We start from the raw sequence: 15,105 nt of genomic DNA, 5'->3' as shown, positions 1-15,105 counted from the left end.
CGGCCCGCCGCCCGGGCGGCCGCCATCAACCGAACAGCGACGTCAGGCCCGCCCAGGCGCGGCCGAAGAAGCCCGCCTCGCCCACGTCGGCGGCGGCGACCAGCGGCAGGCGCTGCTCGGGCATCTCGGGCGATTTGACGATCAGGTCGGCGATATGCTGGCCGGCCTTGATCGGCGCGCGGATCGGGCCTTCGTAGACGACCTTGGCGCTCATCTGGGGCACTGCGCCGGCGGGCAGCGTCACCGTCAGCTGCCGCGGCGCGACGAGGCCGACGGTGCTTGCGCTGCCCATCTGTACCTCGGCGGTCGACACCTGCTTGCCCTGCGCGACGACGGGCCTCGCCTGCCAGGCCCGGAAGCCCCAGTCCATGAAGCGTACCGATTCCTCGGCGCGCGCGCCCGACGAGGTCAGTCCGGCGACGACCATCACCAGACGCCGGCCGTTCTGGTCGGCCGAGCCGGTGAAGCCGTAGCCCGCTTCCTCCGTATGCCCCGTCTTCAGCCCGTCGGCGCCCGCGACGCGTCCAAGCAACGGATCGCGGTTCGCCTGGGTGATGTCGGCGCCGGCGCCCAGCGTCTTGCCCCAGGTGAAGCTGCGCAGCGAATAGAAGCGCTTGTAGAGGTCCGGGAAGTCGGTGATCGTCGCGGTGGCGAGGTGCGCGAGATCGCGCGCCGTCACATAGGTGACGCCGCTGTCGGGCCAGCCGTTCGACGTGCCGAAGTGGCTGTTGGTCAGGCCGAGCTTGCGCGCCTGCTGGTTCATCCGGTCGGTGAACGTCTGTTCGGTCCCCGAAATGCCCTCCGCCAGCACGACGCAGGCATCGTTGCCGGACAGGGTGACGATGCCCTTCAGCAGGTTCTCGACGCTGACGCTCTCGCCGGTCGACAGGAACATCGTCGATCCCGCCTGCGGTCCGTGCCAGCGCTGCCACGTCTCCGGGCGCACCTGGAACGTCTGGTCGAGCTTCAGCTCGCCCTTCTTTATCATGTCGAAGGCGACGTAGACCGTCATCATCTTCGCCATCGACGCCGGCGGCATGCGCCGGTCGGCGTCGCGCTGGTACAGGACCGCGCCGGACGACAGGTCCTCCATATAGGCGATCGGCGCGCTGCCCTGAAACTGCGGGGCGGCGGCGACCGAGGGAACGGCGAGCGCGACGATGGCGAGGGGAGCGGCAATCAGCTTGTTCATGACGGCGTCTTTGACTTTCCGGGCACGGATACGGGATCTGGAATACAGGATCGGACGGCAGGCATAGCGCCGCCGCCGCGCGGCGTCAGCCCTCTACCGCATCGGCGAGCAGGCCGACCGACAGCGCATAGAAGTTCGAACAATTGTAATCGAGGATGACGCGGTAGTTGCCGGTCAGCAGATAGGCGGTGGCGCCGGGGCCATCGGGTTCGATCAGCGTCGCCTGCACGCCGTCGGCGGGCCACGCCCTGCCCTGCGGCACGAGCCCCAGCGCGCGCCATTCGGCGATCGTCCGCCAGCGGCTGTGCCGTTCGAACACGCGCGGGCAGCGCGGCGACACCAGCCGGCTCGCCAGCCCGCTCCGGTCGAGTCCAGCGGGCACGCTGACCGCGACCCCCCACGGCTGACCCGGCCGCCAGCCGGCGTTCTGGAAGTAATTGCCGATCGAGGCGAGCGTATCGGCGGGGCTGGTCCAGATGTCGGCGCGGCCGTCGCCATCGCCATCGCGCGCCAGCCGCAGGTACACCGAGGGCAGGAACTGCGGGTTGCCGGTCGCGCCCGCCCAGCTGCCCTTCAGCTGTTCGCGCGGGATGCCACGGTCGAGGATCTTGAGCCCGGCGATGAACTCGCCCGCGAACAGGCTGCGCCGCCGCCCCTCGTACGCGAGGCTGGCGAGGCTGCGCAGAAGATCGAAATTGCCCGTATAGGCGCCGTAGTTCGTCTCGTGCCCCCAGATCGCGACCATGATCGATTCGGGCACGCCCGTATCCCGCTCGACCCGCGCCAGCCGCGCGCGCTGCGCCTGATAGGTCGTCCGCCCGCGCCCGATCCGCGCCGCATCGACGTGGCTGGCGCGATAGGGGGCGAAGGGCGGCGTCGCCGTGCTGCCGGGATTGCCCGGCTGCTGGCGATCGAGCTCGATCGTCCGGTCGCTGAGCGTCAGCGTCGGGAAGACCGCATCGATCGTCCGCTGCGTCACGCCCTCCGCCTGCGCCTGCTGGCGCAACGTGGCGAGATACGCCTGGAACCCGGCCTCGTCCTGCGCCGCAGCCGGCGCCGATGCCGCGAGCGCCAGTGTCGTCGCCAGGATCCCGGCGCGCAGCCCGCGTGTCATTCGTTGCCCCCACATGGGAATCGTGGTGCCACAGGGGGCGGACGACGGGAACCTCCTGTCGTCGCAGGGCTTGCACGGGCAGCCGCGGTGCGACTATCCGGGGCCGACCACGGAGAGATGGCCGAGTGGTTTAAGGCAGCGGTCTTGAAAACCGCCGTAGGTGGAAGCCTACCGTGGGTTCGAATCCCACTCTCTCCGCCACCCCCTCCCCGCCCTGCCGCGGAGAGGAGGGGCGGGCTTCACTTCGCTGCGGTCTGCGGGCTGGCCGGTCCCATCAGCTTCTGCGCGAAATACGTCATCTGCAGCGCCTGAAGGCGCGCGCCCTGCTCGATATCGGCATCGCCCGAATGACCGCCGGCGGTATCCTCGTAGAAGAGATACGGCAGGCCATATTCCTTCAGGCGCGCGGCGAACTTGCGCGCGTGCTGCGGGCCGACGCGATCGTCCTTCGTCGTCGTCCAAATATAGGGTTCGGGATAGGCGACGCCCTTGCGGATGTTCTGATAGGGCGAGATCTTGTCGAGGAACGCCTTTTCCGCAGGGATCGATACCGACCCGTATTCGTCGACCCAGGATGCGCCCGCGGCGATCGATTCGTAACGGATCATGTCGAGCAGCGGCACCTGGATCGTCACCGCCTTCCACAGGTCGGGGTGCTGGTTGAACTCGACGCCCATCAGCAGGCCGCCGTTCGATCCGCCATAGATGCCCAGCGTCTGCGCGCTGGTGATCCGGCGGGCGAACAGGTCCTTCGCGACGCTGGCGAAATCGTCGTAGATCACCTGCCGCTTGGTCTTGCGCCCGGCGTCGTGCCAGGCCGGCCCGAACTCGCCGCCGCCGCGGATGTTGGCGAGGACATAGGCGCCGCCGCGCTCCAGCCACAGCTTGCCGGTCGCGCCCGAATAGCTCGGCAGCATCGACACCTCGAACCCGCCATAGGCGGTCATGATCGTCGGCGTGCTGCCGTCCAGGGCGATGCCCTTGCGATGGACGACGAAATACGGAACCTTCGTGCCGTCGGTCGAGGTCGCCTCATGCTGCTCGACGACGAGGTTGGCGGCGTCGAAGCGCGGCGGCAGCGTCTTCACCGGTGGCGCGGCGGTCGCCGTGGCGGCATCGAGCGGCAACAGCGTGGTCGGCGTCAGGAATCCGGTGACCGTCAGGTAGGCGCGATCGCTCTTGTCCTCGGCACTCGCCACGCCGAGCGAGGCGTTGTCGGGTAGGGTTACGGGCTTCGACGTCCAACCGCCCGCACCGGGCGTGAACACGGTCGCGCGCCCGCGCACATTGTCGTTGTAGATCAGCACGACGCGGTCTTTCGTCGCGACCACCTCGTCGACCGACTGGCGCGCATTGGGTGCGAACAGCACCGTGGGGCGTATCGAGCCGCTCCGGACCGCGGCGAGCGGCGCCGCGGCGACGGCGCCGGCGGGCACCGCGCCCCAGGGATCGCTCGTCTGGAACAGCACCTGGCCTGCGACCATGCCGGCGGGGAAGGTGCGCGCCGGGATGTCGAGCTTGCGCGTGCCGCTCGGCGACCAAACGTGCGTCTCGCCGCCGAAGAAGGTCGTGCGGCGGACGATCGTCACCAGCCGGTTGCCCTGCCCGTCGGTCATCACGCCAGCATAGGTGCCGAGCTGGTCCGACGGCTGGCCGCGGAAGATCTCGGTGGCGGCGGCGAGCGGTTGCCCGCGCTTCACCAGCTTGACGACGAAGGGATAGCCCGATGCGGTCATGCTGCCCTCGCCCCAGTCGCGGCTGACGAGCAGCGTGTCCCGGTCGAGCCAGGACGCGCCTTGCTTGGACTTGGCGAGCGCGAAGCCGCCGGTCACGAACGCACCGGTCTGGAGGTCGAATTCGCGATAGCTGACCGCGTCCTCGCCCCCTTCGGACAGCGCGACGAGGCACATCCGTTCGTCGGGTTGCAGGCAGGTCGCGCCCTTCCACACCCATTTCTTGCCTTCCGCCCGCGACAGGGCGTCGAGGTCGAGCACCGTCGTCCATTGCGGTTGCGCCGCGGCGTAGCCCGCCTCGCTCGTCCAGCGCCAGACGCCCTGCGGATGATCGGCATCGCGCCAGAAATTGTAGATCCGGCCGAACAGCTGGTTCGGCATCGGGATGCGATCCTTGGCGGATGCGATCGCCAGCGCCTCGGCATAGAAAGTCCGGTAGCGTGGATCGGACTGGAGCCGCGGCAGCGTCCGCGCATTCTCCGCCTCGACCCAGGCGAGCGGCCTGGCGCCGTCCTTGTCCTCGAGCCAGAGATACGGGTCGGTCGCGGCATCGGCAGCAGCGGGGGCGGCGGGGGCGTTGGTCATCGGCGCCATCTGGGCGGCCGCGGACGTGGCGGCAAGGAGCGTCGAGGCGAGCAGCAGGCTGCGCAGGATCATCTTTGGTGCATCTCCCTTGGATGCGACGGTCTTGCCGGGCAAAGCGTTGCCGCGCAATGCGCACCTCCCCGAATGATCTGGCAACCGCCGACGGCCTGCCCCTTCCCCGCCGCTATGTCGCGATCGGCGCGATCTGCGCGGGCACGGCGCTTGTCATCATCGACGGCGGCATCGCGACCGTCGCGCTGCCGACGATCGCGCGCGACCTGCGTGTCGACAACAGCGCCGTCGTGGCGGTGGTGACGGTCTACCAGCTGATCCTGGCGATGATGATCCTGCCGTTCGCGGGCCTCGGCGACCGCTTCGGGTTGAAACGCACCTATCAGTTCGGGCAGGCGGTGTTCACCGTCGCGACGATGCTGTGCTTCTTCGCCAAGAGCCTGCCGTTCCTGCTCGTCGTGCGCGCGGCGCAGGCGCTCGGCGCGGCGGCGGCGCTCAGCGTCTCGTCGGCGCTGATCCGCTCGATCTATCCCGCGCGCGAGCTCGGCCGCGGCCTCGGCATCAATTCGGTGGTGGTGTCGAGCTCGGCCGCGCTCGCACCGACGCTGGGCGGGCTGGTGCTCGGCATCGCGCCCTGGCCGTGGGTGTTCGCCAGCGCGGTGCCGTTCGCGATCCTCAGCCTCGTGCTCGGCCGGGCGCTGCCTGCGCCGCAACCGCGTGCCGAACCCTTCGATGTCCTCGGCGCGGTGATGTGTGCCGCGATGATCGGGCTCGTCATCTCGGGCGCGGAGAGCGCGGTGCACGGCGACAGCCCGGTGGTGTCGGCGGCGATCGTCGCGGTCGGCGCGGCGATCGGCTGGGTCTTCGTTCGACGCGAACGGGGGGAGGCCAAGCCGATCCTGCCCGTCGACCTGCTCGCCCGGCCGGTGGTCGCACTGTCGGCGGTCGGCGCCTATACCGCCTTCACCGCGTCGATGACGCTGTTGCTGTCGACGCCGTTCCGGCTCCAGCACGGCTATGGCTTCAGCGCGGCGGAGGTCGGGGCGGCGATCGCGCCATGGCCGCTCACCAACATGATCGTCGCGCCGCTGGCGGGCTGGCTGTCGGATCGCGTGCCCGCCGGCATCCTCGGCGGCATCGGCATGGCGGTGTCGATCGTCGCGCTGCTGCTGATCGCCGCCCTGCCCGCCGATGCCGCCTATCTCGATATCGCTTGGCGGATGGCGCTGTGCGGGTCGGGTTTCGGCCTGTTCCTGCCGCCCAACGCACGGCTCATCATCGGGTCGGCACCGCGCGAGCGGGCGGCGGCGGCCGGCGGGCTGGTCGGCACGGTACGGCTCGTCGGGCAGACGACGGGCGCGACGCTGGTCGCGGCGCTGCTGGCGACGGGCATCGGCGCCGGCTCCACGCCACCGCTCGTCGCGGCCGGCCTCGCGCTCGTCGCCGGGCTGTGCAGCGTCGCGCGCCTGCGCCCGTCGATCCGCAACCCCAGGGCAGAGGAGGCGGAGGACGAGCAGCCGGGAACGCAGGTGCCGCGATAGGAGGTCGTGGTGCAGGCGCATCCGCGACCGTTTCAGCGGTGCCGCGTCGGCTTCCCGCATCAATTCCGGCGGACGAGCGGGACGCCGCGCCGCGCGGCGGCTTGCCCGGCGACGGAACGGTGGCCGGCCGGCGTCGTTGACGCGCCGGACATACCGACAGGAGCACGACCAATGCCTTACGTCAAAACGCGCGACGGCACCGACATCTACGTCAAGGACTGGGGATCGGGCCGTCCGGTCGTGCTGCTGCACGGCTGGCCGCTGTCGGCGGACAGCTGGGATCCGCAGATGATGGCGCTGGCGGACGCGGGCTTCCGGGCGATCGCCTACGACCGGCGCGGGTTCGGGCGGTCGGGCCAGCCGTGGAACGGCTATGACTATGACACGCTCGCCGACGACCTCGCCGACGTCATGGCGGCGACGGGGGCCGATACCGACGCCGCGGTGATCGGCTTCTCGATGGGTGGCGGCGAGGTCGCGCGCTACATGAGCCGCCACGACGGCAAGGGCGTGATCGCCGCAGGCCTCGTCGCCTCGGTCGTCCCGTACATGCTGAAGACGGAGGACAACCCCTACGGCACGCCCGAGGACGCGCTCGCCGGGATCGGCGCGAACATCCAGAAGGATCGCGCGCATTTCTTCCGCGACACGTTCTTCAAGCAGTTCTTCGGCGTCGGCGTCATCAGCCATCCGGTCAGCGACGACGTGCTCGACTGGGCGACGGCGACCGCGATACAGGCGGGGCTGAAGCCGACGCTCGCGTGCGCACAGGCGTTCGGCCATACCGACTTCCGGCCCGATCTGGCGGCGTTCCGGGTGCCGACGCTCATCATCCACGGCACGTCGGACCAGACCGTGCCGATCGATGCGGCGGCGCGCCCCGCCTCGGTCGGGATCGCGAACAGCCAGCTGGTCGAATATGACGGCGCGCCGCACGGGTTGTTCGCCACGCATGGCGACCGGCTGACCGCGGACCTCCTCACCTTCCTCGGTCGCTGATCGCGTCGGCGCGCACGGCGGCTGGCGCGACGCCGGCCGCTTGGCTAGTCACTGCCGCGGGCGCCGCTGCGCGCCCGCGGTTCGTAGAGGGTGCGTGATGACCGATCCAGAAATCTATCCGATCACCGGCGACTGGACCAATGCCAGCCTGTCCCCGAAGGGATATGAGGAATTATACGAGGCGGCGGCGAGCAATCCGGGCGCCTTCTGGCTCGACCAGGCGACCAAGCGGCTCGACTGGATCACGCCGCCGACGATCGCGGGCGACTGGTCGTTCGCCAAGGCCGACTTCCATATCAAATGGTTCGCCGACGGTCGCCTCAACGTCGCCGCCAATTGCCTCGACCGGCATCTGGCGAAGCAGGGCGACACGGTCGCGATCATCTGGGAACCGGACGAACCGGGCGAGGATGCGCGCCACATCACCTATCGCGAGCTGCACACCGAAGTCTGCCGCTTCGCCAACGTGCTGAAGGCGCAGGGGGTGGCGAAGGGCGACCGCGTCACGCTGTACATGCCCATGATCCCCGAGGCAGCCTATGCCGCGCTCGCCTGCGCGCGAATCGGCGCGATCCATTCGGTGGTGTTCGGCGGCTTTTCCGCCGACGCGCTCGCCGGCCGGATCGAGGATTGCGGATCGCGCATCGTCATCACCGCGGACGAGGGCCGGCGCGGCGGCAAGCGGATCAGGCTGAAGGCCTGCGTCGACGAGGCCGCGGCCCGCGCGCCCTGGCTCGAGCGCGTGATCGTCGTCCGGGCGACCGGCGCCGACGTCGCGATGACCGAACGCGACGTCTGGTATCACGAGGCAGCGGCGAGCGTTTCCACCGACTGCGCGCCCGAACCGATGGCGGCGGAGGATCCGCTGTTCATCCTCTATACCAGCGGCTCGACGGGCAAGCCCAAGGGCGTGCTGCACACCTCGGCCGGCTATCTGCTGTGGGCCGATTTCACCTTCAAGATCGCCTTCGACTACAAGCCGGGCCAGGTGTTCTGGTGCGCGGCGGACATCGGCTGGGTCACCGGCCACAGCTATATCCTGTACGGCCCGCTTTCCAACGGCGCGACGACGCTGATGTTCGAGGGCCTGCCGACCTGGCCCGACGCCAGCCGGATCTGGCAGGTGGTCGACCGGCACAAGGTCCACACGCTGTTCACCGCGCCGACCGCGCTGCGCGCGCTGATGAAGGAGGGCGACGACTATGTCCGCCGGACCGACCGGTCGTCGCTGAAGCTGCTGGGATCGGTCGGCGAGCCGATCAATCCGGAGGCGTGGCGCTGGTATCACGACGTCGTTGGCGAAGGCCGCGCGCCGATCGTCGATGCCTGGTGGCAGACCGAGACGGGAGGCATCATGATCGCCCCCCTGCCCGGCGCGATCCCGATGAAACCCGGTTCGGCGTCCAAGCCGCTGCCGGGCGTCGCGCCGCAGCTGGTCGACGATCAGGGCGCGGTGCTGACCGGCGCGGCGCAGGGCAATCTGTGCATCACGCAGAGCTGGCCCGGCCAGATGCGCGGCGTGTGGGGCGACGCCGAGCGGTTCTTCCAGACCTATTTCACCACCTACGAAGGCACATATTTCACCGGCGACGGCTGCCGCCGCGACGGCGACGGCTATTACTGGATCACCGGCCGCGTCGACGATGTCATCAACGTCTCCGGCCACCGGATGGGCACCGCCGAGGTCGAGAGCGCGCTGGTGCTGCACGAGGCCGTCGCCGAGGCCGCCGTCGTCGGCATGCCGCACGACGTGAAGGGCCAGGGCATCTATGCCTATGTCACGCTCAATGCGGGGCGCGAAGGTTCGCACGATCTGCACAAGGCGCTGGTCGCCTGGGTCCGGCAGGAGATCGGACCGATCGCGACGCCCGACAAGGTCCAGTTCGCGCCCGCCCTGCCCAAGACGCGGTCGGGCAAGATCATGCGCCGCATCCTGCGCAAGATCGCCGAAGGAGACGTGAGCAGCCTTGGCGATACGTCGACGCTGGCGGATCCGGCGGTGGTCGACGATCTGGTCGCCAACCGGGTGGGGTGACCCGCCGTCTGCCGCCCCGCTGTTGCTCCGTCGGCACGCGCTGACTAGGCATGGCGCGAGGGAGACGGAGCGGATGACCATCGCAGGCAGGATCGGGTGGATCGCCCTTGCCCTCGTCGGCGCCACCGCGCTGGCGGTCATCGCCACGGCGCGCGGCGAGGCGGTCAACGCCGTATGGATCGTCGTCGCGGCGGTGTCGGTCTACCTGATCGCCTATCGCTTCTACGCGCTGTACCTCGCGAAAGTCGTCGTCGGGCTCGATCCCGACCGCCCGACGCCGGCGGTGCGCCATCCCGACGGCCTCGATTTCGTCGCGACCGACCGCCGCGTGCTGTTCGGACACCATTTCGCCGCCATCGCCGGTGCGGGACCGCTGGTCGGCCCGGTGCTCGCCGCGCAGATGGGATATCTGCCGGGCATGCTCTGGATCCTTGCCGGTGTGGTGCTGGCGGGCGCGGTGCAGGATTTCATGGTGCTGTTCCTGTCGATGCGTCGCGACGGCCGGTCGCTGGGCGAGCTGATCCGGATGGAGATGGGCGCGGTACCGGGGACGATCGCGTTGTTCGGCGCGTTCATGATTATGGTCATCATCCTCGCGGTGCTGGCGCTGATCGTCGTGCGGGCGCTGGCGGGCAGCCCATGGGGCATGTTCACCGTCGTCGCGACGATCCCGCTTGCGCTGATGATGGGCATCTACACCCGCTGGATCCGGCCGGGCCGGATCGGCGAGGTGTCGCTGCTCGGCCTCGTCGGGCTGATCCTCGCCATCGTCTACGGCCAGGACGTCGCCGCGTCGGCCAGCCTGGCGCCGTGGTTCACCTATACGCCGGTGCAATTGTGCTGGATCCTGATCGGCTATGGCGCGGTCGCGTCGCTGCTGCCGGTGTGGCTGCTGCTCGCGCCGCGCGACTATCTGTCGACCTTCCTCAAGATCGGGGCGATCGCCGCGCTGGCGATCGGCATCGTCGTCGTGGCGCCGCTGATGCGCATGCCCGCGCTCACCGCCTTCGTCGACGGCAGCGGCCCGGTCTGGTCGGGATCGCTGTTTCCGTTCCTGTTCATCACCATCGCCTGCGGCGCGGTATCGGGGTTCCACGCGCTGATCGCGAGCGGTACCACGCCCAAGCTGATCGCGAGCGAGGGCGACGCGCGCTTCATCGGCTATGGCGCGATGCTGATGGAAAGCTTCGTCGCGATCATGGCGCTGGTGGCGGCGTCGATCATCGATCCGGGCGTCTATTTCGCGATGAACAGCCCCGCCGCGATCGTCGGCACCGATGCCGCCAGCGCCGCCGCCGCCGTCACCGCGATGGGCTTCCCGATCACCGCGGACACGATCGCCGCGACCGCGCGCGACGTCGGCGAGACGACGATCATCAGCCGTGCCGGCGGCGCGCCGACGCTGGCGGTCGGCATGGCGCACATCTTCAGCAACCTGATCGGCGGACGCGCGATGATGGCCTTCTGGTACCATTTCGCGATCCTGTTCGAGGCCTTGTTCATCCTCACCGCGGTCGATGCGGGCACCCGCGCGGGCCGGTTCATGCTGCAGGACCTGATCGGGCTCGCGATCCCGCGCTTCCGCAACGCCACCTCGTTCGTGCCGGGTCTGGTCGGCACCGCCCTGTGCGTGATCGCCTGGGGGTTCTTCCTCTATCAGGGCGTCACCGATCCGCTCGGCGGCGTCAACACGCTGTGGCCGCTGTTCGGCATCTCGAACCAGATGCTCGCCGCGGTGGCGCTGGTGCTGGCGACGGTGGCGCTGTTCCGGATGAAGCGCGAACGCTACGCCTGGGTGACGATCCTGCCCGCGACGTGGCTGGTGCTGTGCACCGTCACCGCGAGCCTGATGAAGCTGTTTTCCGCCGATCCGCGCGTCGGCTTCCTCGCCCACGCCGGCCGCTTCGCAGAGGCGGCGGCGGACGGCCGCGTACTTGCCCCCGCCAAGTCGCTCGCCGAAATGGGGCGCATCGTCATGAACGACCGTATCGATGCGGCGCTGTGCGCGCTGTTCCTCGGCGTCGTGGTCTCGATCATCGGCTACGGCATCCGGACCTGCCTGATCGCCCGCCGGATCGCGGGGCCGAGCACCAGCGAAATCCCGCCGATGGTGGCGGTGGCCGCGGAATGAGCCCCGCCGCTGCCTGGCGGGCGATCGCCGATACGGGGCGGCTGATGGTCGGCGTGCCGTCGTACCGCACCTATGCCGAGCATATGGCGACGGCGCACCCCGGCGAACCGGTGATGAGCGAGGCCGCGTTCTTCCGGAACCGGCAGGAGGCGCGCTACGGCGGCCGTGGCGGGGGGAAGTGCTGCTAGCGGGGCACGGCAGGCAGAGGATGAGGGATCACACGCGCAGCCCCGGCGGCGCGGTCGTGAGCGACCCACCGCCGTCCGCCAGATCGACACCGCTGCCGGCTTATCCCAGCAGCATGAACGTCATCGCGCAGATCGACAGCGCGGCCCCGCTCGCGCAGCACAGCATGCCGAATCCGCATTGGCACAAGGTCGGTTGATACCGGTCCACAGCACCTCTCCTCTCCGCCACTCTGTCGGTGGTACGGACGACAGGCTAACACAGGCCGGATCGGATGCAACAGCAAAGCTCAGTCGGGGCGCGGCGCCTCCTGCGCGTCCAGCGCCGCCGCCATCCGGCCGAGCATGTCGCCCATGCGCACGCGCTCCTCCGCATCGAGCACGCCGAAGACGCCGTGGATGAGGTCCTGCCGCAGCGGCTCCGTCTCGCCGATCACCCGTCGTCCCTCGTCGGTGATCGACACCTGCTTGACGCGCCGGTCGCGCGCGTCGGCGGTGCGGACGACGAGGCCGTCGCGCTCCAGCCCGTCGATCGCCTCGGTGACGGTGCGCGGCGCGTTGTCGAAGAATTCCGCGATATCCGCCGCCCGCGCCGGCCCGCGGCGCTCGAGAAACAGAAGCAGCTTGGTGCGCGCGAGCGACGCGCCTTGGTCCGCCATCCGACGGTTCATCAGCCGGTGCATGCGCAGGAACACGCTGAAAAGGCTGGAGGCGAGGTGATCGGGCGCAGACATATGTGAGGACCCTCATTAAATGGTCTTGCACTATGCTGCAAGTGCGAGCATCTAGCGCGCATCCCGCACCACGAAGATCGAACGCATGGCCGAACACGAGACACCGCAGGACGAACCCGGCGACACGGCGGTCGACGCCGATGACGCGAAGGCAAGGACGTCGCCGCTGCGCAATCCACGCGTGCGGATCGTCCTGTTCGTCGTGCTGGCGCTCGCGGTGATCGGCGGGGTGCTGTGGTACGTGCGCTACCAGAGCGTCGGCAAGTTCATGCAGGGCACCGACGACGCCTATATCCAGGCGGACGCGGTGACGATCTCGCCCAAGGTGTCGGGCTATGTCGATGCGGTGTTCGTCGCGGACAACCAGCGGGTGAAGGCCGGCGACCCGCTGCTGCGGATCGACGCACGCGACTATCGTGCGCAGGCGGCGCAGGTCGAGGCGCAGATCGACGTCGCCCGCGCCAATGCGCAGGGCGTACGCGCGCAGATTCGCGAACAGGATGCGGCGGTGATGAAGGCGCGCTCGGACCTCGCCGCCGCGCGCAGCGACGCCGCCTTCGCGCATGCCGAGGTCGTCCGCTACCGGCCGCTCGCGGCGTCCGGTGCCGAGACGCGCGAGAAGCTGTCGCAATTGCAGAACCAGGCGCGGCAGGCGGATGCGCAGGTCGCGGCCGCCGATGCCGCGCTGACCAGTGCGACCCGCCGGATCGGCACGTTGCAGGCGCAGGTGCAGCAGGCACAGGCGCAGGGCGAGGCGAGCCGTGCGCAGTTGCAGGCGGCGAACGTCAACGTCGGCGCGACGATCCTGCGTGCGAGCATCGACGGGCGCGTCGGCGACAAGACGGTGCGCATCGGCCAGTTCGTCCAGGCGGGCACGCGGCTGATGTCGGTCGTCCCGGTCGAGCAGATCTACGTGACCGCCAACTTCAAGGAAACGCAACTCGGGCTGATGCGGGTCGGCCAGCCGGTGACGCTGGAGGCCGATGCGCTGCCCGGCGTCGAGATTCACGGCCATGTCGAGAGCGTCTCGCCCGGCACCGGTGCTCAATTCTCGCTGCTGCCGCCGCAGAACGCGACGGGCAATTTCACCAAGATCGTACAGCGCGTGCCGGTGCGCATCGCACTCGACGCGGGGGCCGAGACGCGCAAATTGCTCGTCCCCGGCATGTCTGTCGACGTGACCGTCGATACCCGTTCGGCAAAGGGCGCGGTGCAGCGGATCCGCGACGAGCAGGACCAGCATAACGAGGCGCGCGCGCGATGAGCGCCGCCGCGTCGCCGGCAAGGCGCGCGACCGGCGGCCTGCCGGAACGCGCCGCCCCGCCCGATCGCGCCGACCTCGGCGCGTGGCTGGCGGTGGCGGCGGGCAGCCTCGGCGCGCTGATGGCGACGCTCGACATCTCGATCGTCAATTCCGCGCTGCCGGTGATCCAGGGCGAGATCGGCGCGAGCGGCACCGAGGGAACGTGGATCGCGACCTCCTACCTCGTCGCGGAGATCATCATTATCCCGCTCGCCGCCTGGCTGGAGCGGGTGCTGGGACTGCGTACGTTCCTGCTGATCGCATCGGTTCTGTTCACCGCCTTTTCCGTCGTCTGCGGCCTGTCGACGACGCTGACGATGATGATTATCGGCCGCGCCGGACAGGGGATCACCGGCGGCGCGCTGATCCCGACCGCGATGACGATCATCGCCACCCGCCTGCCCCGCGCGCAGCAGCCGATCGGCACCGCATTGTTCGGCGTCACCGCGATCCTGGGGCCGGTGCTCGGCCCGCTGATCGGCGGCTACCTGACCGAAAACGTCAGCTGGCATTATGCCTTCTTCCTCAACATCCCGGTCGGTGCGCTGTTGCTCGTGCTGCTGCTCGTCGGCCTGCCGCACCAGAAGGCGCACCTCAACGAACTGGCGAAAGCGGACTGGCTCGGCATCGCCGGGCTCGCGCTCGGCCTCGGCGGGCTGACCGTGGTACTCGAGGAGGGCCAGCGTGAACAATGGTTCCAGTCGGCGCTGATCCTGAAGCTGACCGCGCTGACCGTCCTCGGGCTCGCGATGCTGTTCGCGGGCCAGTTCGTGTCGCGCAACCCGGTGGTGAAGCTGCGGCTGCTGCTCGACCGGCAGTTCGGCAGCGTGGCGACGATGGGGCTCGTGCTCGGCATGGTCCTGTACGGCAGCAGCTACGTGATCCCGCAGTTCCTCGCCGCGATCGCCGACTATAACGCGCTCCAATCGGGCAAGGTCGTGCTGCTCAGCGGCATCCCCAGCCTGCTGATGATGCCGCTGGTGCCGATCATGATCCGTCATCTCGACATCCGGATCGCGGTCGCGACCGGATTGTTGCTGATGGCGCTCAGCTGCCACCTCGACACGACGCTGACCGCGGATTCGGTCGGCAGCGCGTTCACCGATTCGCAGCTGCTGCGCGGCGTCGGCACGATCCTGGGCTTCGTCTTCCTCAACCAGGCGGCGATCGCGTCGGTGAAGCCGTCGGAGGCGGGCGACGCCGCGGGACTGTTCAGCGCGGCGCGCAACATCGGCGGATCGTTCGCGCTCGCGGGAATCGCGACGTTGCAGGACCAGCGCAGCTACCTGCACAGCCGGCGGATCGACGAAACGCTCAACGCCAATTCGGTCGCGCTGCAGGATTACCTGGCGGGGATGGGCCGGTCGCTCGGCGGCACCGCCACCGCGATCCGTTCGCTCGGCGGCACGATCCAGCGCGAGGCGCTGGTGATGACCTACAACGACCTGTTCTGGCTGCTTTCGGTCGGCATCTGCTGCGTGGTGCCGCTCGTCCTGTTCCTCCGCCCGCTGCCGCACGGCAAGGTCGCGGCGATGCATTGA

Annotated in this window: 12 protein-coding genes and 1 tRNA gene; 9 read left to right on the top strand and 4 right to left on the bottom strand. The window is 69.4% G+C overall.

The genetic code is table 11. The features are described 5' to 3' along the window. Window positions 1-25: 25 nt before the first annotated feature. Together LPN01_RS00815 and LPN01_RS00810 are read right to left on the bottom strand one after the other, a co-directional pair. Window positions 26-1,192: a D-alanyl-D-alanine carboxypeptidase family protein gene (locus LPN01_RS00815; protein WP_262826458.1), complete on the bottom strand. Its 1,167-nt coding sequence runs from the start codon at window positions 1,190-1,192 to the stop codon at window positions 26-28. An 85-nt stretch (window positions 1,193-1,277) separates the two neighbouring features. Then, window positions 1,278-2,306 (bottom strand): lytic transglycosylase domain-containing protein, encoded by a 1,029-nt coding sequence (locus LPN01_RS00810; protein ID WP_262826457.1) that lies wholly within the window; start codon window positions 2,304-2,306, stop codon window positions 1,278-1,280. 111 nt (window positions 2,307-2,417) lie between these two features. Between LPN01_RS00810 and LPN01_RS00805 the strand changes: the two genes are divergently transcribed. Continuing rightward, window positions 2,418-2,507 (top strand) — tRNA-Ser (locus LPN01_RS00805). Window positions 2,508-2,545: 38 nt separating this feature from the next. Here the strand turns inward: LPN01_RS00805 and LPN01_RS00800 are convergent. Beyond that, window positions 2,546-4,696 carry a prolyl oligopeptidase family serine peptidase gene (locus tag LPN01_RS00800; protein ID WP_262826456.1) on the bottom strand — a complete coding sequence of 717 codons (2,151 nt, stop codon included), beginning with the start codon at window positions 4,694-4,696 and terminating at the stop codon, window positions 2,546-2,548. 56 nt (window positions 4,697-4,752) lie between these two features. Between LPN01_RS00800 and LPN01_RS00795 the strand changes: the two genes are divergently transcribed. From LPN01_RS00795 to LPN01_RS00770, 6 genes are all read left to right on the top strand, one after another. Then, the gene (locus LPN01_RS00795; RefSeq protein WP_262826455.1) at window positions 4,753-6,177 is read left to right on the top strand and encodes an MFS transporter; all 1,425 of its coding nucleotides are present in this window, start codon (window positions 4,753-4,755) and stop codon (window positions 6,175-6,177) included. Between the two features lie 171 nt (window positions 6,178-6,348). Continuing rightward, the gene (locus LPN01_RS00790) at window positions 6,349-7,176 is read left to right on the top strand and encodes an alpha/beta fold hydrolase (RefSeq protein ID WP_262826454.1); all 828 of its coding nucleotides are present in this window, start codon (window positions 6,349-6,351) and stop codon (window positions 7,174-7,176) included. A gap of 97 nt (window positions 7,177-7,273) precedes the next feature. Further along, entirely contained in the window at window positions 7,274-9,211 is a 1,938-nt protein-coding gene (acs, locus tag LPN01_RS00785; RefSeq protein WP_262826453.1) for an acetate--CoA ligase, read from the top strand. A 73-nt stretch (window positions 9,212-9,284) separates the two neighbouring features. Continuing rightward, window positions 9,285-11,342: a carbon starvation CstA family protein gene (locus tag LPN01_RS00780; RefSeq protein WP_262826452.1), complete on the top strand. Its 2,058-nt coding sequence runs from the start codon at window positions 9,285-9,287 to the stop codon at window positions 11,340-11,342. Continuing rightward, window positions 11,339-11,530, top strand: a complete 192-nt coding sequence (locus LPN01_RS00775) for a YbdD/YjiX family protein (protein WP_262826451.1) — start codon at window positions 11,339-11,341, stop codon at window positions 11,528-11,530. The genes LPN01_RS00780 and LPN01_RS00775 overlap by 4 nt, the downstream gene beginning before the upstream one ends. Window positions 11,531-11,550: 20 nt before the next feature. After that, complete coding sequence (locus LPN01_RS00770; RefSeq protein WP_262826450.1) at window positions 11,551-11,727, top strand: hypothetical protein; 177 nt, start codon at window positions 11,551-11,553, stop codon at window positions 11,725-11,727. 90 nt (window positions 11,728-11,817) lie between these two features. Here the strand turns inward: LPN01_RS00770 and LPN01_RS00765 are convergent, their stop codons facing one another. After that, window positions 11,818-12,261, bottom strand: a complete 444-nt coding sequence (locus LPN01_RS00765) for a MarR family winged helix-turn-helix transcriptional regulator (protein ID WP_262826449.1) — start codon at window positions 12,259-12,261, stop codon at window positions 11,818-11,820. An 85-nt stretch (window positions 12,262-12,346) separates the two neighbouring features. Here LPN01_RS00765 and LPN01_RS00760 point away from each other — a divergent pair, with 85 nt between their 5' ends. Continuing rightward, a complete protein-coding gene (locus LPN01_RS00760; protein WP_262826448.1) occupies window positions 12,347-13,525 on the top strand; it encodes an HlyD family secretion protein in 1,179 nt (392 codons plus the stop codon). Further along, window positions 13,522-15,105 (top strand): MDR family MFS transporter, encoded by a 1,584-nt coding sequence (locus LPN01_RS00755; RefSeq protein WP_262826447.1) that lies wholly within the window; start codon window positions 13,522-13,524, stop codon window positions 15,103-15,105. The genes LPN01_RS00760 and LPN01_RS00755 overlap by 4 nt, the downstream gene beginning before the upstream one ends.

This window comes from Sphingomonas sp. A2-49, from assembly GCF_025548555.1.
GTDB lineage: Bacteria > Pseudomonadota > Alphaproteobacteria > Sphingomonadales > Sphingomonadaceae > Sphingomonas.
This window is presented reverse-complemented; position numbering and strand designations above follow the sequence as displayed.

Bases quoted from the DNA above. Each gene is read 5' to 3' on its own strand.
- LPN01_RS00815 (WP_262826458.1), bottom strand. From the start codon at position 1,192: ATGAACAAGCTGATTGCCGCTCCCCTCGCCATCGTCGCGCTCGCCGTT.
- LPN01_RS00810 (WP_262826457.1), bottom strand. From the start codon at position 2,306: ATGACACGCGGGCTGCGCGCCGGGATCCTGGCGACGACACTGGCGCTC.
- LPN01_RS00800 (WP_262826456.1), bottom strand. From the start codon at position 4,696: ATGATCCTGCGCAGCCTGCTGCTCGCCTCGACGCTCCTTGCCGCCACG.
- LPN01_RS00795 (WP_262826455.1), top strand. From the start codon at position 4,753: ATGCGCACCTCCCCGAATGATCTGGCAACCGCCGACGGCCTGCCCCTT.
- LPN01_RS00790 (WP_262826454.1), top strand. From the start codon at position 6,349: ATGCCTTACGTCAAAACGCGCGACGGCACCGACATCTACGTCAAGGAC.
- acs (WP_262826453.1), top strand. From the start codon at position 7,274: ATGACCGATCCAGAAATCTATCCGATCACCGGCGACTGGACCAATGCC.
- LPN01_RS00780 (WP_262826452.1), top strand. From the start codon at position 9,285: ATGACCATCGCAGGCAGGATCGGGTGGATCGCCCTTGCCCTCGTCGGC.
- LPN01_RS00775 (WP_262826451.1), top strand. From the start codon at position 11,339: ATGAGCCCCGCCGCTGCCTGGCGGGCGATCGCCGATACGGGGCGGCTG.
- LPN01_RS00770 (WP_262826450.1), top strand. From the start codon at position 11,551: ATGAGGGATCACACGCGCAGCCCCGGCGGCGCGGTCGTGAGCGACCCA.
- LPN01_RS00765 (WP_262826449.1), bottom strand. From the start codon at position 12,261: ATGTCTGCGCCCGATCACCTCGCCTCCAGCCTTTTCAGCGTGTTCCTG.
- LPN01_RS00760 (WP_262826448.1), top strand. From the start codon at position 12,347: ATGGCCGAACACGAGACACCGCAGGACGAACCCGGCGACACGGCGGTC.
- LPN01_RS00755 (WP_262826447.1), top strand. From the start codon at position 13,522: ATGAGCGCCGCCGCGTCGCCGGCAAGGCGCGCGACCGGCGGCCTGCCG.